Genomic DNA, 19,886 nt, shown 5'->3' on the forward strand with positions numbered 1-19,886 from the left:
TATCCCCGGCGCGCACCGCCATCTCCAGCAACGCGGCCCCCGGCACCACCACCTGACCGGCCACCACATGATCAGCCAGCCACGGCTGCCCAGCCAACGACAACCGCCCCGTCAACACCAGCCCACCGGTTGCAGGCAGTTCAACAGCAGCACCCAGCAACGGATGACCGGAGGTCTCCAGGCCGAGGTGCTCGGCCCGGCTTGCCGCGACCGGGTTCAGCCAGTACCGCTGGCGCTGGAACGCATACGTAGGCAGGTCGACCCGCCGTGCACCCGTTCCCGCGAACACCTGGTCCCAGTCCACCGCCTGGCCCCGGACATGGACCCTGGCTATCGCCGTAAGCAACGCACGGACCTCGTCGCGTCCCCGGCGCAGCACCGGCAGCCACACCTCACCCGCATCAGCTTCACCAGTGTCAGCTTCACCGGTGTCGCTGGTGGTGCGGATCTGGGGGCCCATACCCGACAGAACACCGTCCGGACCGATCTCGACAAACGTGCGAACACCGCTCTCGCGCAGGGCGGAGACGGCGTCGGCGAAACGGACCGCCTCACGGACATGCGACACCCAGTACGCCGGATCCATGACCTCGCTGGTCACCGGCTGCCCGGTCAGAGCCGAGACCATGGCCAGCCGCGGCTCCTGATAGCCCACCGCGCCAACGACCTGGGCGAAGCGCTCCAGCATCGGCTCCATCAACGGAGAGTGGAACGCATGCGACACCCGCAGACGCCTGGTCCGCGCCCCCGCCTGAGCCAGCTCCTCCGCAACCGCCTCCACCTCGGCCTCAGCACCCGAAATCACCACAGCCCGCGGCCCGTTGACCGCCGCGATCCCGACCAGGGGGTGGTCCTGGATTGCCTCGGCGACCTGCTCCTCACCAGCCTCAACCGCGACCATCGCCCCACCCGAGGGCAGCTCCTGCATCAACCGACCCCGCGCGGCCACCACCGCACACGCATCCCCCAGCGACCACACCCCCGCCACATGCGCAGCCGCCAGCTCACCGATCGAGTGACCCGCCACCACCTGCGGAGCAATCCCCCACGACTCCAGCAACCGGAACAGCGCCACCTCAACCGCGAACAGCCCCGCCTGCGCCCAGACGGTCTCATCCACCCGGCCACCGCCGAGCCACTCCGCCCGACCCTCACCCCGGACCACAGCAGCCACCGAGCCGTCCAAGTGCTCGTCCAGGCCTGCACAGACGGCATCGAAGGCCTCGGCGAACACCGGGAACACCTCATACAGGTCACGGCCCATCCCCAGCCGCTGCGCACCCTGACCCGTGAACACGAAGCCGACCTTGCCGACCGGACCCACCGAACCCGTGACCACGCCTGCGACCTCACGACCGCCGGCCAGCGCATCAAGCCCCGCCAGGAGTTCTTCCCGGTCTGCGCCCAGCACCACCGCCCGATGCTCCAACGCCGACCGGGTCCTGGCCAACGACCAACCCACATCGGCCACACCCGCATCCGCACGGTCCTGGACGAACCCCGCAAGCCGCTCAGCCTGCCCGGCCAGCCCCGCAACCGACCGCCCCGACACCACCCACGGCACCACCGGCAACACCACACCGGTCTCGCTGTCAGGGGTGTCCTCGGCGGGAGCCTGCTCGATGATCACGTGCGCGTTCGTGCCGCTGATGCCGAACGAGGAGACGCCCGCGCGCCTGGGGCGCCCGGCGTCCTGCCACGGCACCGGCTCGGTCACCAGTCGCACCGCACCCGTGGCCCAGTCCACGTGCGAGGACGGCTCCTGGGCGTGCAGTGTGCGGGGAAGTTCCCGGTGCTGCAGTGCGAGCACCATCTTGATCACGCCGGCCACGCCCGCGGCCCACTGGGTGTGCCCGATGTTCGACTTCACCGAGCCGAGCCACAACGGCCGCTCCGCCGACCGCCCTTGCCCGTAGGTCGCGATCAGCGCCTGCGCCTCGATCGGGTCCCCCAGCCGGGTCCCTGTCCCGTGACCCTCCACGACGTCCACGTCGCCCGTGGCAAGACCCGCGTTGGCCAGGGCCGACCGGATCACCCGCTGCTGCGCGGGACCGTTCGGTGCGGTCAGCCCGTTGGAGGCGCCGTCCTGGTTCACCGCGCTGCCGGACACCACCGCCAGCACCTCGTGCCCCAGTCGCCGCGCGTCCGACAGCCGCTCCAGCACGACGACGCCGGCGCCCTCGGCCATGCCCATGCCGTCGGCCTCGTCCGAGTACGCCTTGCAGCGTCCGTCGGCCGCCAGTCCCTGCTGTCGGCTGAACCAGACGAGCCATGCCGGGGTGGCATGTACGGTCACACCGCCGACCAGTGCCAGCGAGCACTCTCCGGACCGCAGTGCCTGGGCCGCCAGATGCAACGCCACCAGCGACGACGAACACGCCGTGTCCACCGTCACCGCGGGACCTTCGAGACCGAAGGTGTAGGCCACACGGCCGGATATCACGCTGGGTGCGATGCCCGACTGAAGATGGCCTTCCAGTCCTTCGGGTGCGCTGGCACCGTAGCCGGAGGCAGCTGCGCCCACGAACACGCCGGTCGCCGAGCCGCGCAGCTGTGCCGGGTCGATGCCTGCCCGTTCGAAGGCCTCCCAGGACATCTCCAGCAGCAGCCGCTGCTGGGGGTCCATCGCGAGCGCCTCACGCGGGCTGATCCCGAAGAACGTCGCGTCGAACTCTCCCGCTCCCGAGATGAACCCGCCCTCACGGGCGTAGAAGGTCCCGGGCCGCGTCGAGTCGGGGTCGTAGAGTTCGCCGAGGTCCCAGCCTCGGTCGGAGGGGAGTTCCGCGACCGCGTCTGCGCCGTCGGCCAGCAGGTCCCACAGTTCTTCCGGGGCGCGTACGCCGCCGGGGAGCCGGCAGCTCATCGCCACGATGGCGATCGGGTCGTCGGTGGAGGCGGCCGTGCGGGCCTGGGGCGTCGTCTCGTCCGGGTGCCCGAGCGCTTCGGCCCGCAAGAACTCGGTCAGTGCCCATGGGGTCGGGTAGTCGAATATCAGGGTGGTGGGGAGCTGCAGGGCGACGGCGGTGCTCAGCCGGTTGCGCAGCTCCACGCCGGTGACCGAGTCGAATCCCAGTTCCTTGAAGGTGTGGCCGGGTTCGACCGTCTGGGGCGAGGTGTGTCCGAGGATCGCCGCCGCGTGCTGCTGGATCAGGTCCAGGATCGTCTGGAGCTGTTCGGGTTCCGGCAGTTCCGCCACGTGCCGCAACGCCCCGGTGCCGGCCTTGGGCGGAGGTGTCACCGCCGGTACGCCTGCCGACAGCGGGAGTTCGGCCATGTTCGGCCGGCCGCCGTCGTCGAGCCAGTACCGCTCGTGCCGGAAGGCGTAGGTGGGCAGTTCCACCTGCTGTCCGGCCGGCAGGACCGCCGTCCAGTCCACGGGCACGCCGTGGACGAACGCCTCGGCGAGCGAGGTGATCAGGCGTGCCGCTCCGCCCTCGTCGCGGCGCAGCGTGCCGCACACCACCCCGGCCGTCGTGCCCGGGCCCGCCTCCAGCGCGGCCTCTTCCAGGGTGTCGGTCATCGCCCCCATGAGCACCGGGTGCGGGGAGATCTCGATGAACACCTGGTGGCCCAGGCCCGAGAGGATGCGTACGGCCCGGTCGAAGTGCACCGGTGCACGCAGGCTGCCGTACCAGTAGGCGGCGTCCAGTTCCGTGCCGGTCAGCGTCTCGCCCGTCATCGCCGAGACCATCGGCACCAAGCCCGGCCGAGGAGCCACCCCGGCCAGGACCGAGAGGATCTCCTCCTCCAACTGCTCCACCTGCGCGCAGTGCGAGGCGTAATCCACCGCGACCATCCGGGACCGGACGCCCTCGGCCTCCAGCTCCTGCGCCAACTCCTGCAAAGCATCAGGCTCGCCCGAAACCACCACAGCTGCCGGGCCGTTGACCGCGGCCACCGACAAGCGGCCCTCCCAGCGGGCCAGGCGCTCCTCGGCCTGGGCAGCCGGTTCGGTCACCGACAGCATGCCCCCGGCGCCCGACAGGACTCGCAGGGCCTGTGAGCGCAGCGCGACCACCTTCGCGCCGTCCTCCAGGCTCAGCATCCCGGCCACGGTCGCGGCGGCGATCTCACCCTGCGAGTGGCCCACCACCGCGTCCGGGGTCACGCCGGACGCCTGCCACACGGCAGCGAGGGAGACCATCACCGCCCACAGCACCGGCTGGACCACATCCGCCGACTCCCATTCGGGAGCCCCCGGCGCGCCCGCGAGGACGTCGGTCAGCGACCAGTCGACGTACGGGGCCAGCGCCTGCTCGCACTCGGCCAGACGGGCCGCGAACACCGTTGAGGAGAGGGCCAGTTCGCGGCCCATGCCCACCCACTGGGATCCCTGGCCCGGGAAGACGAAGGCGACCCGTGCGGCCGGCCGTGCCGCTCCCGACACCACTGATCCGGCCGGCACCCCACCGGCCAGGCTCGCCACGCCGGTCAGCAGGTCCTGGCGGTCACCGCCGATCACCACGGCCCGGTGCTCGAACACCGATCGCGTCGCCGCCAACGACCAGGCCACGTCGGGCACATCGAGGCCGGGCCGGGCCGCGATCCACTCCCGCAGCCGCTCCGCCTGGGCGGCCAGCGCGTCCGTCGACCGGCCCGAGACCACCCACGCGCCGGCACCCGACACCACCGGTGCCGCCGTACCCTGGGCGCTGCCCGCCCCGTCCGCAGGCTCGGTGACCTCGTCGGCCGGAGCTTCCTCAAGGATGAGGTGAACGTTGGTGCCGCTCAGGCCGAACGCCGACACGCCGGCCCGGCGTGCCCGCTCCCCGGCGGGCCACGGGACCGGCTCGGCCAGCAGCCGCACCGCACCCGCCGACCAGTCCACGTGCGGTGAGGGCTCGTCCGCGTGCAGCATCGCCGGCAGCTGCTGGTTCTGGAGCGCCAGCACCATCTTGATCACGCCTGCGACGCCGGCGGCCGCCTGGGTGTGTCCGAGGTTGGACTTCACCGAGCCGAGCCACAACGGCCGTTCCTGCGGCCGCTCCTGGCCGTAGGTGGCGAGGAGGGCCTGCGCCTCGATGGGGTCGCCGAGCCTGGTCCCCGTGCCGTGTGCCTCCACCGCGTCGACGTCCTGCGTGGCGAGGCCGGCGTTGGACAGGGCGCGGCGGATGACCGCCTGCTGGGCCGGGCCGTTCGGGGCGGTCAGGCCTTCGCTGCTGCCGTCGGAGTTGATCGCGGATCCGCGCAGCACGGCCAGGACGCGGTGGCCGTTGCGCAGTGCGTCGGAAAGGCGTTCCAGGACGATCAGGCCGACGCCCTCCGACCAGACGGTCCCGTCGGCCGCAGCCGAGAACGGCTTGCACACGCCGTCGGGGGACAGTGCCCGCAGTCCGCTGAACGCGACGAAGTTCCCCGGTGTGGACATCACGGAGACGCCACCGGCGAGGGCCAGCGAGCAGTCGCCCTGCTGCAGGGCTTGTGCGGCGAGGTGGATGGCGACCAGGGAGCTGGAGGCGGAGGTGTCGACCGTGAGCGAGGGCCCGTGAAGGCCGAGCAGATAGGAGATGCGGCCGGACATCACGCTGGTGGTCGTGCCGGTGAGCAGGTAGCCCTTGACGCTTTCCGGCGCGTCCTGCAGCCGCGGACCGTACTCTCGCGGCTCGGCGCCGACGAACACGCCGGTCCGGGTGTCGCGGATGGCGGCCGGGGTGATGGCGGCGCGTTCCAGTGCCTCCCAGGAGGCTTCGAGCAGGAGACGTTGCTGAGGTTCCATCGACAGGGCTTCGCGCGGCGGGATGCCGAAGAATCCGGCGTCGAAACCGGCGGCGTCCTCAAGGAATCCGCCCCGGGTGAGATATGTCTTGCCCGGGCTCTCCGGGTCCTCGCCGTAAAGGGATTCGAGGTCCCAGTTCCGATCGGCGGGAAAGTCCGAGAGGACATCCCGCCGATCGGCGAGGAGTTTCCACAATGCCTCGGGCGAGCGGACCCCACCGGGATACCGGCAGCTCATGCCGATGATCGCCAGGGGCTCCGCACCGGCTACCGCGAGTTCCGTCGCTGGCTCAACAGTCTCGTTCACAGATCCCTCGGCATTCCGGGGTTGAGTCTTGAACCTGGCCGAAATCATTCCGCCAAGGAATGGAAACGACTACTCATAAAGCGCGCCAGAGCCGCCTTCGGCCAGGATACGGAGAGGGTACGCCAATGGACCATGTGTTCAACCGCGTTAAGACGCTTCGGTTGAGCGGCGCCGCATCGTCTTAACCGCGTGCCGCGCCGTCCGTGCGGCGGCTCAGGTCCGCAGCCAGTCCGGGAGCGATGAGCTGCATCGTGTTGGGCGCGTTCTTCGGGGTGGGGGCCAGGTGCAGGCGCTGGACACCCTCGCCGGCGGGCGGGTCGAGCTCGGCCAGGTTGTCGGCCGGGTCGTTGGTGAAACCGGCGAAGCGGTAGGCGATGTCCATCATGCGGTTGCGGTCGGTCGGCCGGAAGTCCGCGGCGAGGTCCACGCCGGCCTTGGCGGCCTGGTCGATCAGCCAGTTGAGGATGACCGCCCCGGCTCCGAAGGTGACCACGCGGCACGAGGTCGCGAGCAGCTTCAGGTTCCACACGTTCTGGTGGTAGCGCAGGAGGAGTACTCCCACCGCGCCGTGCGGGCCGAAGCGGTCGGTCAGGGTGACGGTGAGGACCTCGTGGTCGGGGTCGGCGAGCAGGCCGCGCAGCGCCTCGTCGGAGTAGTGCACTCCGGTCGCGTTCATCTGGCTGGTCCGCAGGGTCAGTTCCTCGACGCGGGACAGGTCCACCTCGTCGGCCCGCTTGATCTCCATGACCAGGTCGAGGGTGCGCAGGAAGTCCTCGTCGGGGCCCTTGAAGGACTCTTTCTCGGCGTCCCGGCGGAAGCCGGCCTGGTACATCTCGCGGCGCCGTGTGGCGTCGACGGTGACGACCTCCGGGCTGAACTCGGGCAGTTCGGTCAGCTCGGTCGCCTGCTCGGCCGCGTAGCAGCGGACCTCGGGCGCGTGGAAGGTGACCTCGGCGCGCTCGGTGGGCAGGTCGTCGATGAAGGCGATGGTGGTCTGCGCGAAGTTCAGCCGCTCGGCGATCTCCTTGACCGCGTCGGACTTGGGTCCCCAGCTGATCTGCGGGTGGACGAAGTACTCGGCGAGGCCGAGTTTCTCCAGCTGCTGCCAGGCCATGTCGTGATCGTTCTTGCTGGCGACCGAGTGCAGAACGCCCCGGGAGTCCAGCTCTACGATCACATCACGGATTCCAGGGAACAGCTCGACGTCCGAGTCTTCCAGCAGCGTGCCGTCCCAGACGGTGTTGTCCAGGTCCCAGACCAAGCACTTCACTATGGTGGGCTTCTCAGCCACAGAGTCCTCCCCGGCACCACTTTGTTCAAGGGTGTTCTGTAGGGTGTTATGTCATCCTGAAATGGACAGGGCATGCTCTGCCAGGATCAGCTGGCAGATTTCGTTGCTGCCCTCGATGAGTTCCATGAGTTTCGCGTCCCGGTATGCCCGGGCGACCACGTGTCCGTCCTGGGCGCCTGCCGATCCGAGCAGTTGTACGGCGGTGGCGGCACTGCGGGCGGCATGGCCGGCGCTGACGTGCTTGGCCAGGACCGCCTGGACGGCCATGTCCGGCGAGGCGGAGTCCCAGGCCTGGCTCGCGTGCTCGCAGACGCGGGTCGAGGACTGTTCGGCGATCAGGAGCTCGGCGAGGTGCCGGCGGACGAGCTGGTGCTCGGAGAGCAGCACGCCTCCCTGCTCCCGGCTCTTGGCATGCGCGGCCGCGGCGTTCAGGCAGGCGCGGATGATCCCGACGCAGCCCCATGCGATCGACATGCGCCCGTAGGAGAGCGCGGTGGTGAACAGCATCGGCAGGGACTGGCCGCCGCCGCCGAGGACGTTGGCCGCGGGGATGCGTACGTCGTCCAGGCGGACGTTGGCGTGTCCGGCGGCCCGGCAGCCCATTGGGTCGGCCACCAGGTCGATGTGCAGGCCCGGGGTGTCCGTGGGGATGAGGGCGGCGGCTGCGCCGTCGCCGCCGAGGCCGAGGATCAGCAGGAAGTCGGCGTACCGGCTGCCGGTCAGCCATTTCTTCTCCCCGTTGACGACGAAGGTGTCGCCCTCGGGCTGGATCCGGGTCTGCATGGCCGACAGGTCGCTGCCTGCGGCCGGCTCGCTGAATCCGACCCCGGCGAGCTTTCCGCTCGTCAGCTCCGCGAGGAACTGGCGTCGTTGGCTGCGGTCGCCGAACCGCTGGATGGTGTGGGCCACGATGCCCTGCGAGGTCATGATGGACCGCAGGGAGCTGCACAGGCTGCCCACGTAGGCGGTGAACTCGCCGTTGTCCCGGCTGCTCGCGCCGAGGCCGCCGTAGGACGCCGGGACCTCCGCGCACAGCAGGCCGCGGGCGCCGAGCTTGTGCAGCAGGTCGGCGGGCAGTTCGCCCGAGCGGTCCCAGGCGTCGGGCCGGTCGCCGACGAGCTCGCCCACGAAGGCGTGCTCGTCGGCCAGTTGCTCAGGCATCGTCGGCCGGGCCGGACGCGTCCCGCAGCCGCAGCACCAGGCTGGTCATCGTCTCGACGGTGCGGAAGTTGTCGAACTTGAGGTCGGGGCCGACGATGGCGATGTCGTAGGCCTCTTCGAGGTGGACGACCAACTGCATGGCGAACATGGAGGAGACCAGGCCGGAGCTGAAGAGGTCCTGGTCCGGCTCCACATCGGTCTTGATGCGTTCGCCGAGGAAGCCGAGCAGCTCCTTCTGGATGCTCTCAGCCGTGAGGGAAGAGAGTTCGGCAGTCATGACGCGACCTTTCCGTAGTCGTAGAACCCTCGTCCGGACTTGCGGCCGAGGTGGCCGTCTCGCACCTTCGCGAGCAGCAGGTCACAGGGGCGGCAGCTTTCGTCGCCGCGGCGCTCGTAGAGCACGTTGAGCGAGTCGACCAGGTTGTCCAGGCCGATGAGATCGCCGGTGCGCAGCGGCCCGGTCGAATGTCCGAGGCAGCCTTCGAGCAGGCCGTCGACGACCTCGGCCGAGGCGACGCCCTCCTGGACGAGCATGGCCGCGGTGTTGATCAGCGGGTGCAGCAGCCGGTTGATCACGAATCCGGTCGAGTCGTTGATGACGAGCGACTCGCGGCCGAGGACGGTCAGCAGTCCGGTGACCGCTTCCACGACGCCGGCGTCGGTGCGCGGGCCGCGGATGACCTCGACCATCTTGATCAGGTAGGAGGGGTTCATGAAGTGCACGCCGACGAGTTCCCCGGGGCGTGCGACCCAGGAGGCCATCTCGTCGATCGGGATGCACGAGGTGTTGGAGATGAGCGTGGTGCCCGGGCGGACGATCGCGGAGGCCGCGGTCAGCACCTTCTCCTTGACCTCGGTCACCTCCGTGACCGCCTCGATGACGGTGGTGGCGTCCGCGATGTCGTCCAGGGACACGCTCGTGGTCAGCTTGCCCTGCGGGCGGTCCGCCGGCAGTACGCCCATGAGCTGGGCGTGCCGCAGCTTGCCCTTGATGGTGGCGCGCGCCTGCTCCAGCACGGACTCGCTGACGTCCACCAGGACTACGGGGACCCCGTGGCCGAGGGCGAGGGTCGTGATGTTCGTGCCCATCACGCCGGCCCCGACGATGGCGAGGCGGTGCTCGCCAAAATCAGTACTCATGTATGTCTTCCCTGCGGTTTCGTGGGTTGTTTACGCGCGCACCCGCGCAGCAAGAGCGGCGGGTGTCGGATGCTCGAACATCTCGGAGAGTTCGAGAGAGACCCCGGTCAGTTCCTCGATGTTCTGCGCCAGTACTGCCGCGAGCAGCGAATGACCGCCTGCTTCGAAGAAGTTCGTCTGGGCCGTCACCTCGGTGTTCAGCAACTTCCGGTACAGCTCGGTCAGGTCCTGGACGAGTGTGTCGTCCGCCGCCGGGTCCTGCGTGTCGGGAGCTGCCTCGAGGGCTTTCACGGCGAGCCGTGCGAGCGCGTCCCGGTCGGGCCGGCCGTCGGCGTGCCTGGGCAGCGCGGTCAGGCAGACAACCTGCTGGGGGACGGCGGCTGCGGCAAGGTGGTCCCGCGCGTGCGCCCGCAGCCGTGGGGCGAGTCCGTCGGCCTCCCCGGCGGCGTCGGTCACCTCGGCGAAGGCGACGATCGTGCGGTCTTCGCCGGGCGACGTCACGGACAGGGCCACCGCCGCATCTACGCCGGGATGGTCGAGCAGTACGGCCTCGATCCCGCTCGGGTTGACCGGGCCGTCCGCGGTGATGATCTGCCGACTGCTGCGGCCGAGCCGCTCGATCGTTCCGTCGGGCCGTCGGCGAGCGAGCTCACCGGTCCGGTAGTACCGCCCGTACCGCTCGTGGTGCGAGAAGCGGGCGTCGTCCGGGCCGGCCGGTGCGAGCCCGGTCCCGGCCAGGCACAGTTCGCCGCGGAGTCCGATCGGCAGCTCCCGGCCGTCGGGGGCGGTGATGAAGGCCCAGGTGTTGGTGATCGGGCGTCCCGAGGCCAGGTCGTCCGGGTCGTCGATCCGCCCCGCCAGGGCCCGGCCGCTGGTCTCGGCGGCGCCGTGGGCGCCGTACAGCCGACAGCCTGCCGCAAGGAGCCGGTGCGCGGTCGCGCGGGAGATCTCCTCGCCCTGGACGAGGACGCGCAGGCCCGGCAGTCGGTCACCCGCGTCCTGGAGGATGCGGGCCGGGGTGCCCGGCGGGATCGGCACGATGCCCACGTCGTGCCGGTCGATCAGCTCGCGCAGCGCGGGTCCGCTCCTGCGGGCCTCGTCCGGGGCGACCACGAGCCGCCCGCCCGAGCTCAGCGGCAGGAAGAGGTCGACCAGCGAGTCGTACGACGTGTGGCCGGCGAGCGTCAGGGTGCCCGTGCCCGGCGTGGCGGACAGTTCGGTGGCGAAGTGGCCGACCAGGTTGGCGATGCCGGCGTGGCTCAGGACGGTGGCGACCGGTTCTCCGTCCGGCGCGGACGCGTAGAACAGGCAAGCGGGAGAGAGCGGGTCGGCCGGTTCGCCGACGGGGTCCGGCTCGACGGATCCGGCCGGCCGGGCAGCGTCCATGGACAGGACGGGAAGGGGCTGGGTATCGGCCGGTAACCGCACGCCGGTTCCGGTCAGTACCGCCTTCGCCCGGGCGTGTGTCAGCTGCCGGGCCGGCCAGGAGGCGTCGTGGCCCGCGTCGAGCGGGAGGCAGACCGCGCCGGCGAGCCATACGCCGAGAGCGGCTACGGCGGCCTCGCCCGGGGGTGCGGCCACCGCCACCACGTCGCCTGCGCGGACGCCGGCGTCGGCCGTCAGCAGGTCCCGGATCGCGACGGCGGCCTGATGCACCTGCTGGTAGGTGAGGGTGCGTTCGCCGTCGACCACGGCCGGGGCCTGCGGCGACGAGGTCACCCACGACCGGAAGGCTTCCGGCACCGTTTCGGGTGCGGCCGGGCTCGCCGTCTCGTTGGCCCGGTCGATGACCTGGCGGTCCAGGTCGCTCCAGCCGGCGATCTCACCGATCGGCCGGTCCGCGTCCTGGGCGGCCGCGATCAGCAGGGCTTCGAAGCGGCGCAGCATCGCCTCGACGTCGGCGCGGGCCAGGATCTCGCGGGAGTACCGGAACCAGATCTCCGGCTTCGACGGCGTGGCGACCAGTTCGAGATCGGATTTGCTGTAGGGGTTCTCGATCGTCAGCAGCCGGGCGGGCATGGAGTCGATCGACAGCTCGCCCGGGGAGGTGTCGGGCAGGAAGTTGAACATGTGCCTGAACAGCGCGGTCTGCCAGGACGAGCCGAACCCGGGGAGTTCCCCGTTCAGGTCGTCCACGGAGACGCCTGCGTGCCCCATCGCGCCGAGGAAGGCGTCCCGGGCTTGACGGGCCAGGACGCGGAAGCCCTCGGCGAAGTCCACGCGGACCCGCAGCGGGACGACGTTCACGTGATAGCCGATGGCGGACGCGTTCGTCCCCCGGACGTCGACCGGTGAGCCGATGACGATGTCGGGTCCGGCACCGTGCGACGCGAGCAGGGCGCTGTAGGTGGCCAGGAGTACGGCGGCGACGGGTGCTCTGGCCACGCGCTGGAGGTGCAGTACGGCTTGCTGTGCCTCGGGGGAGAGTGCGCGGCCCGCGTTCTCGCCCGTCATCACGGGCTGCCGGCCACGGGGCGCGCCGCACCAGAGGTCAAGTCCGCCCGGTGTGACTCCGCGCAGGGTCTCGCGCCAGTAGGCGAGATCGGCCGGCTGCGGTCCGGACTCGGTGACGAGCGGGGCTCGCGTCGACGCCTCGGCCGGTATCGGACGGCCGGCCGCTATCGCCTCGTAGACCGGGATGAACTCGCGCATGAAAAGGGCTATGGAGACCATGTCGAACGCCAGATGGTGCACTCCCACACAGAGGACGTCACCGTCCGGGTGCGCGGCGAACCCGGCCCTGACCAGCGCCCGGCCGTCGAGCCGGAAAGGGCGGTCGACGAATGCGGTCAGCTGCTCCTCCAGCTGCCCGCCGGACAGGTCGAGCGGTTCGATGTCCACCTTGAACTTGCTCGCGGGAATGGTCTCCTTGAGCAGTTCCGCCGCATGGTCGGCGCGGAATACCGTCCGGAGCACCTCGTGCCGGCCGAGCATGATGGCCATGGCCGCTTTCAGCGCGTCCGGCCGCAGCCGGCCGCTCACCTGGAGGGCAAGCCCGACGTTATTGATACCTGTGTCCGGAACGAGCTTCTCCAGCAGCCACAGAGCTTTTTCCTTGTTTGTGACGGCCAGGGAAGCGACAACTGGTTCGGGAGACTCGTGGGGCGCGCCGCTTTCCGCATTCATGACGCTCAGAATTCGCCTTCGTCAAGGAGTATCCGAACGGCGGAATCCGACCGCATCAGGTCGGCGTGGCTGACTTCGAGCGGGAACTTCCGGCCGATCACCTTGGCGGCGTTGAGGACCGTGGTGTCGCCGCGGCTCTCCATGGTGGCCCAGTCCGAGGACGTGATCGCGGTGGAGCGCCGCCAGACCGTGCTCGGGTCGACCTGTGCGGCGGCGGAGAGCCACGTCATGTACGACTCGAAGAGCAGGACCACTTCGTCCCTGCGGGCGTCGGCGAGACCGAGCCGCTTGAAGGCGATCGTCGCCATGTCCCGGTAGAGCCCGACGATCTCGATGGCGGCGTCGACCAGGCCGCCCGAGTGGGTTTCGATGATCTCGGTGGCGCTCTGCCTGGCCCGTTCCGCCTCGTCGTCGGAGAAGATCGGGCCGGCCATGCCGATCATCTTGTGCATTTCCATGGCGAGCAGCTGGCTGTCGGTGAGCTGCGGGTCGAACAGAACGACCTTGGGCTCGGTGCTCTGCCACCGGGTCAGGCGCTGCGCGATCTCCGCCGCGTAGACGCTGCCGACGCAGTAGCCGAGGACGGCCACCACCTCGTACTTCTCCCACTCTCCGCCCTGGATCCAGTGCTCGGTGTAGAAATCACCGGAAGGACGCTCGGACAGACGCACGGAAGGCGGTGTGGTCTGCAGGAATCCGTAGTCGGACCAGGCCGGCCCGACCTTGGCTGCGAGATCCCCGAAACCTGCCTCACGGCGTCCGGCCGCAGGGAAATCGACGCCGAGGACAATACGGTTCGACTTGGGGGCGGATATGACGTTCCACGAGCCTTCGTTCGGCACTTGTTCATCCCATCATAGGAGTCGGTCGGCCGGTTTCCCTGCGCCGGATCCTGCTTCTTACCTGAACCGTTCTTTCACGGCAGATCGCACCCCTAATAGCGCGCCAGACGCTAGCACGAGCGTAGGGGCCGGGGAACCCCTAAACGGCTCCCAAGTCACCTTCCGGAAGCCCTGCCGACAGCTCGGCCGACAGGAAGTCCGCGATCGCGGCTGGCGAATAGAAATCATAGACGAAGCCCTCCGGCGGCTTCACTCCAGTGTGCTCGATTATTGCCTCCCGCAGTTGAACAGCCGACATCGACGTCATTCCCATCTCAAAGACATCGCCTTCGACGGGAACCTGGTCGAGGGATGCATAGCCGAGCATCGCGGCGATCTCCTCGCGGACCAGTTGGCGCAGCAACTCCTGCTGTTCGGACGGGGACACCCCGGCCAACTGCCGCACCCAGCCCAGGTCCGGGGCCGGGGACTCAGCCTCGGCCCCACCGTCCAGGGCGTCGGTGCCGGTCCGCTGTGCGTCGTCGAGCAGCGCCTGTTCCCGTTCCCGCTGCCGCCACGACGACAGCGACGCCAGGATCGTGCCGAGCGGCATGTCCTCCTTGAGCGGCTCCGCCAGGCCCAGCATCCCGGCCAGCGCGGCCATGTCCCCCTGTTCCACCGCGGACCAGAACTGCCGCTCGCCCGGGGAGGACAGGCCGGCCGCGCTCGATGCCGCGACGGTCTCGCGGACCGGCACCGACGGCCAGTACCGCTGCCGCTGGAAGGCGTAGGTGGGCAGGTCCACCTGCTGCCCGCCGCCCAGTACCGCGGCCCAGTCCACCGCGGTCCCGCGGACGTGGACGGCGGCCAGGCCGGCCAGGAACTGCCGCAGGCCGGCCTCCTCGCGGCGCAGTGTCCCGGTCACGGTGACGACGTCGTTCCTCAGGTCCGTGTCGCCGAGGGCCTCGGTGATCCCCGTGGTCAGCACCGGGTCGGGGCTGACCTCGATATAGACGCCGAACCCGTCTCCGGCCAAGCTGCGCACCACGTCCCGCAACGGCGCGGTCTCCTGCGAACTCCGGGACCAGTACCCGGCGTCCAGCTCCGCCCCGCCGGTCCACGCCGCATCCCGGGTGGAGAGCACCGGTACCTTCCCCGGCCGCGGCCGGATCGAGGCCAGCTCGTCCAGGCTCGACTCCGCACCGGCCGGCACCCGGCTGGTCAGCACCGCCACCTTGGCCGCGTCGGCCAGCGACAGCACGCCGGCCACCTGCGCGGCCGCGATCTCGCCCAGGTCATACCCGGCGACCGCGGCCGGGTGGACGCCCGCCGAACGCCACAACGCGGCCAGCGACACCATCACCGCCCACAGAACCGGCCGGCGGACGTCGGGGCGATCGAGCGCCGGACTGCCCGGTCCGCCGCGCACCACCTCGGTCAGCGACCAGTCCACGAACGGGGCCAGGGCCCTTTCGCACTCGGCCATCCGGGCCGCGAACACCGGTGCCTCGTCCAGCAGTTGCGCGGCAGATCCGGCCCACCCCGACTCGCCACCGGGGAAGACGAACACCGCCTTCTGCTCCGCCACCGCGGTCCCGGTCAGGACGTCCCCTGTCTCCACGCCCGCGGCGGCCACGGCCAGCCCGGCGAGCAGAGCGTCGCGGTCCTCGCCCAGCACGACCGCCCGGCGGTCGAAGGCCGAACGCGTGGTGGCCAGCGAGAACCCGACGTCCACGGGGTCCAGGTCCGGCCGGTCGACGAGGAATTCACGCAACCGCCCGGCCTGCGCCTGGAGCGCCTGAGGCGTCCGCCCCGACAGCATCCACGGCACCACGGGCGGCACCGGCGACTCCGCGGGAGCCTGTGCGGCCTCGGGAGCCTCGGCGGCCTCGGGGGCTTCCTCCACGATGATGTGCGCGTTGGTGCCGCTGATGCCGAACGAGGACACACCGGCACGCCGTACCCGCCCGTTCACCGGCCACGGCACCGGCTCGGTCAGCAGCCGCACCTCACCCTCCGACCAGTCCACGTGCGGCGAGGGCTCCTGCACATGCAGCGTCTGCGGCAACTGCTGGTTCTGCAACGCCAGCACCATCTTGATGACACCGGCCACGCCCGCGGCTGCCTGCGTGTGACCGATGTTCGACTTCACCGACCCCAGCCACAACGGCCGCTCCTCCGGCCGCTCCTGACCGTACGTGGCAAGCAGCGCCTGCGCCTCGATCGGGTCACCGAGCATGGTCCCCGTGCCGTGCGCCTCCACCGCATCCACATCGGCGGCCGACAGCCGGGCGTTGGCCAGGGCCGCGCGGATCACCCGCTGCTGCGAGGGACCGTTCGGCGCCGTCAGGCCATTGGAGGCACCGTCCTGGTTCACCGCGCTGCCCCGCAGCACCGCGAGCACCCGATGCCCGTTGCGCCGGGCATCCGACAGCCGCTCCACGACGAGCATCCCGGCGCCCTCCGCGAAACCCGTGCCGTCCGCATCCGACGAGAACGCCTTGCAGCGCCCGTCCGGCGCCAGCCCGCGCTGTCGGGAGAACTCGATGAAGGTCCCCGGGGTGGCCATGATCGTCACACCGCCGGCCAACGCCATCGTGCACTCCCCGGACCGGATCGCCTGGCAGGCCAGGTGCAGCGCCACCAGCGCGGACGAGCAGGCCGTGTCCACCGTCATCGCCGGTCCCTCGAGACCGAACGCGTACGCCACCCGGCCGGACAGGATGCTCGTCGCGATGCCCGTCATCAGGTGCCCCTCGACCTCGGCACCCTCCGCCAGCACGCCCATCTCGTATCCGGACGTGTATCCGCCCACGAACGCGCCGGTCTGGCTGCCACGCAGGCTGACGGGGTCGATCCCGGCCCGCTCGAAGGCCTCCCAGGAGATCTCCAGCAGCAACCGCTGCTGGGGGTCCATGGCGAGGGCTTCACGGGGACTGATCCCGAAGAACCCGGCGTCGAACCCGCTGGCGTCCTTCACGAACCCGCCCGCCCGGGTGTACGAGGTTCCCGCGTGAGCCGCGTCGGGGTCGTACAGGCCGGCCAGGTCCCAGCCGCGGTCCTCAGGGAACTCGGAGATCGCGTCCTGCCCGGCGGCGAGCATGCGCCACAGTTCCTCCGGGCCGCCCACACCGCCGGGGAACCGGCAGCTCATCCCCACGATCGCGATCGGCTCGTCGTGGGCGGCGGCCCCAGCCGGGGCCGCCACGGCCGCGCCCGCGGCACGCTGCCCGACGAGCTGGGCCCGCAGGTGTGCGGCGAGCACTGTCGGGGTGGGGTAGTCGAACACCAGGGTCGCGGGCAGCCGCAGCCCCGTCGCCGCGTTGAGCCGGTTGCGCAGTTCGACGGCGGTCAGGGAGTCGAAGCCCAGGTCGGTGAAGGCCCGGCCGGGCTCGATCGCATCGGCTGAGGCATGGCCCAGAACCGCTGCGACATGGGTGCGCACCAGATTCAGCAGCATCTGGTCACCGTCCGCGGCAGGCAGCGCGGCAAGCTGCTGCCGCAGCGAGTCCGCACCGGCGGTGCTGCCGGAGGCGGCGGTCCGCCGGGCCGGGACACCCGCCAGCACCTGCCACAGCGGCGGGATCTCACCGCTGCGGGCCGCCTGCGCCCGCAGGCCGGCCAGGTCCAGGCGGGCCGGGACCAGCGTGGCCTCCTCCCGGGCCAGGGCTACGTCCAGCAGGGTCAGGCCCTCCTCCGCGCTCAGCCCGGTGATTCCGTTACGGGTCATCCGGGCCCGTTCGGCGTCGGTCAGCTGCCCCGTCAACCCGCTGACCTCGGCCCACAGGCCCCAGGCCAGCGAGGTTCCGGACAGCCCGGCCGCGCGTCGTTCGGCCGCCAGCGCGTCCAGGAACGCGTTGGCCGCGACGTAGTTGCCCTGGCCGGGGGCGCCGAACGTCGCCGCCGCGGAGGAGAAGAGCACGAAATGCTCGAGGTCCAGGTCCCGGGTGAGTTCGTGCAGATGCCAGGCCGCATCCACCTTCGGACGCATCACCGCGGCGAGACGGTCCGGGGTCAGCGCCCCGATCACACCGTCGTCGATGATCCCGGCGGCGTGGATGACCGATCCCAGCGGGTATGCGGCAGGGATCTCCTCCAGCAGTGCGGCCAGCGCGTTCCGGTCGGCCACATCGCAGGCGACCACCCGAACCCACGCGCCCAGCCCGGCCAGTTCAGCGGCCAGCACCGCCACACCCGCGGCTTCCGGACCCGAACGGCTGACCAGCACCGCTCCACCGGCCCGACCGGTCACCACCAGGTGCCGGGCCACCATTCCACCCAGCGTCCCGGTCCCACCGGTCACCAGCAACGAGCGGACATCCGCATCTGTGTCCGGCTCCGGCACGACCAGGTCACCCGACGGGCGGGTCAGCCGACGCCCGTAAGCGCTCCTGCCACGGATCGCCAACTCCGGCTCACCACTGCCCAGTCCCACGGGCAGCACGGATACGGCGTCACCGTCGCCGGTGGCGGGCAGGTCGGCCAGGACCAGACGTCCCGGGTTCTCCGACTGCGCCGACCGCAGCAGACCCCACACAGCCGCTGCCGCCAGATCCGTCACACCCTCGCCCGGAACCGCGGCCACCGCACCTCGGGTGACGACCACCAACTGGGCCGACTCCAGCCGCTGCTCCGCCAGCCACTCCTGCACCAGACCCAACGCCGCCCCGGCAGCCCGCCGAGCCGCCTGCGCCGCATCACCGCTGCTGTCCGTGTCCGCACAGACAAGCACCACCTGCGGGGCAACCTCGCCCGCCTCCGTGGCGGCAGCAACCTCGGCCAGATCGGCAAAGGAGCGGACCGGCACCCCGGCGGTGTTCAGCCCGTCGGCCAGGGCGAAGGAGTCGGTGCCGATCAGCGCCCAGTCCCCGGCGGACACTGCGGCCTCGGGCACGGGGGACCATTCCACGCTGAACAGGGCGTCAGCCACGCCGGCATGGGATGCCTGCAATTGGTCTGCTGAGACCGGTCGGGTGATCAGTGACGCCACCGAGACCACCGGTGCGCCGGTGGTGTCCGCCGCCGTCAGCGTCAGACTGCCCTGCCCGTCACGGCGCACCCGGGCCCGCAGGACCGAGGCCCCACTGGCGTGCAGCTCCACGCCCGTCCACGCGAACGGCAGCCGTACCTCGCCTTGTGCGGTCTCGCCGCTGTCACCGGCCAGCGCACTCGCCTGCAACACCGCGTCCAGCAGCGCCGGGTGCAGGCCGAACGAGCCCGCGTCCTGCGCCACGTCCTCCGGCAGTGCCACCTCGGCGAATACGTCCTCACCGCGGCGCCAGACCGCCCGCAGACCCTGGAACGCCGGGCCGTAACTGTAAGAAGCTGCCGCCAAAGCCTCGTACATTCCGCTGATGTCCACCGCGGTCGCATCCCGCGGCGGCCAGAGGGCGAAGTCTTCCTCGGCTTGGCCGACTGTTGTGGTAGGAGCGATCAGCGCGCTGGCATGCTGGATCCACGGCTGCTCGATGCCGGGCTGGTCGGGACGCGAGAAGACCTCCACCCCACGCCGTCCATCGGCATCGGCCGCCGCCACCACGACCTGGACCTGCACCCCGCTGCCGTCAGCAGGCACCACCAACGGCGCCTGCAACGTCAGCTCCTCCAGCAGGCCGCACCCGACCTGATCACCCGCCCGGACGACCAGCTCCACGAACCCGGTGCCCGGCAGCAGGATCGCGCCGCCGACAGCATGGTCGGCCAGCCACGGCTGCGTGCGCACGGACAGCCGTCCCGTGCACACCAGCCCGGCACCACCCGCCAGTTCCACCGCCGCGCCCAGCAGCGGATGACCCACCGCACCGAGCCCCAGCGACACCGCGTCCCCGCCGAGAGCCGGTCCCGCCGCCTTGGGCCAGAACCGCTCGTGGCGGAAGGCGTACGTGGGCAGCTCCACCCGCTGCCCGGTGGGCAGGACCGTGGTCCAGTCGACGGACGCGCCGTGGACGAACGCCTCGGCGAGCGAGGTGATCAGGCGTGCCGCTCCGCCCTCGTCCCGGCGCAGCGTCCCGCACACCACACCCGCCTGTGCGCCGGGGCCTGCCTCCAGCGCGGCCTCTTCCAGCGTCTCGGTCATGGCCGCGAGCAGTACCGGGTGCGGGGAGACCTCGATGAACACCTGGTGACCCATGCCCGAGAGGATGCGTACGGCCCGGTCGAAGTGCACCGGTGCGCGCAGGCTGCCGTACCAATACCCGGCATCCAACTCCGTGCCGGACAGGACCTCGCCCGTCATCGCCGAGACCATCGGCACCCGGCCCGCCCGCGGAGCCACCCCGGCCAGGACCGAGAGGATCTCCTCCTCCAACTGCTCCACCTGCGCGCA

At 70.8% G+C, this 19,886-nt stretch carries 8 protein-coding genes; all 8 read right to left on the minus strand.

Going from position 1 to position 19,886, the window contains the following annotated elements; genetic code table 11:
* On the minus strand, window positions 1-6,022 hold a 6,022-nt coding region (locus AQI88_RS41040; RefSeq protein ID WP_067010762.1), incomplete at its 3' end, for a type I polyketide synthase.
* A gap of 181 nt (window positions 6,023-6,203) precedes the next feature.
* Complete coding sequence (locus tag AQI88_RS41045) at window positions 6,204-7,313, minus strand: HAD-IIIC family phosphatase (RefSeq protein ID WP_067010764.1); 1,110 nt, start codon at window positions 7,311-7,313, stop codon at window positions 6,204-6,206.
* Between the two features lie 51 nt (window positions 7,314-7,364).
* Window positions 7,365-8,474, minus strand: a complete 1,110-nt coding sequence (locus AQI88_RS41050) for an acyl-CoA dehydrogenase family protein (protein ID WP_067010767.1) — start codon at window positions 8,472-8,474, stop codon at window positions 7,365-7,367.
* Entirely contained in the window at window positions 8,467-8,751 is a 285-nt protein-coding gene (locus AQI88_RS41055) for an acyl carrier protein (protein WP_067010769.1), read from the minus strand. The genes AQI88_RS41050 and AQI88_RS41055 overlap by 8 nt, the downstream gene beginning before the upstream one ends.
* Window positions 8,748-9,614: a 3-hydroxyacyl-CoA dehydrogenase family protein gene (locus tag AQI88_RS41060; protein ID WP_067010772.1), complete on the minus strand. Its 867-nt coding sequence runs from the start codon at window positions 9,612-9,614 to the stop codon at window positions 8,748-8,750. Before AQI88_RS41060 ends, AQI88_RS41055 begins: the two co-directional genes overlap by 4 nt.
* A 30-nt stretch (window positions 9,615-9,644) precedes the next feature.
* Window positions 9,645-12,740: a condensation domain-containing protein gene (locus AQI88_RS41065; protein ID WP_079058161.1), complete on the minus strand. Its 3,096-nt coding sequence runs from the start codon at window positions 12,738-12,740 to the stop codon at window positions 9,645-9,647.
* Between the two features lie 5 nt (window positions 12,741-12,745).
* Window positions 12,746-13,582: a hypothetical protein gene (locus AQI88_RS41070; protein ID WP_067010779.1), complete on the minus strand. Its 837-nt coding sequence runs from the start codon at window positions 13,580-13,582 to the stop codon at window positions 12,746-12,748.
* Between the two features lie 139 nt (window positions 13,583-13,721).
* Window positions 13,722-19,877 (minus strand): type I polyketide synthase, encoded by a 6,156-nt coding sequence (locus AQI88_RS46365; RefSeq protein WP_279616603.1) that lies wholly within the window; start codon window positions 19,875-19,877, stop codon window positions 13,722-13,724.
* Between the last annotated feature and the right edge of the window lie 9 nt (window positions 19,878-19,886).

The organism is Streptomyces cellostaticus, assembly GCF_001513965.1.
In the GTDB taxonomy this organism is placed as follows: Bacteria; Actinomycetota; Actinomycetes; order Streptomycetales; family Streptomycetaceae; genus Streptomyces; species Streptomyces cellostaticus.

Bases quoted from the DNA above. Each gene is read 5' to 3' on its own strand.
- AQI88_RS41050 (WP_067010767.1), bottom strand. From the start codon at position 8,474: ATGCCTGAGCAACTGGCCGACGAGCACGCCTTCGTGGGCGAGCTCGTC.
- AQI88_RS41065 (WP_079058161.1), bottom strand. From the start codon at position 12,740: ATGAATGCGGAAAGCGGCGCGCCCCACGAGTCTCCCGAACCAGTTGTC.
- AQI88_RS41055 (WP_067010769.1), bottom strand. From the start codon at position 8,751: ATGACTGCCGAACTCTCTTCCCTCACGGCTGAGAGCATCCAGAAGGAG.
- AQI88_RS41060 (WP_067010772.1), bottom strand. From the start codon at position 9,614: ATGAGTACTGATTTTGGCGAGCACCGCCTCGCCATCGTCGGGGCCGGC.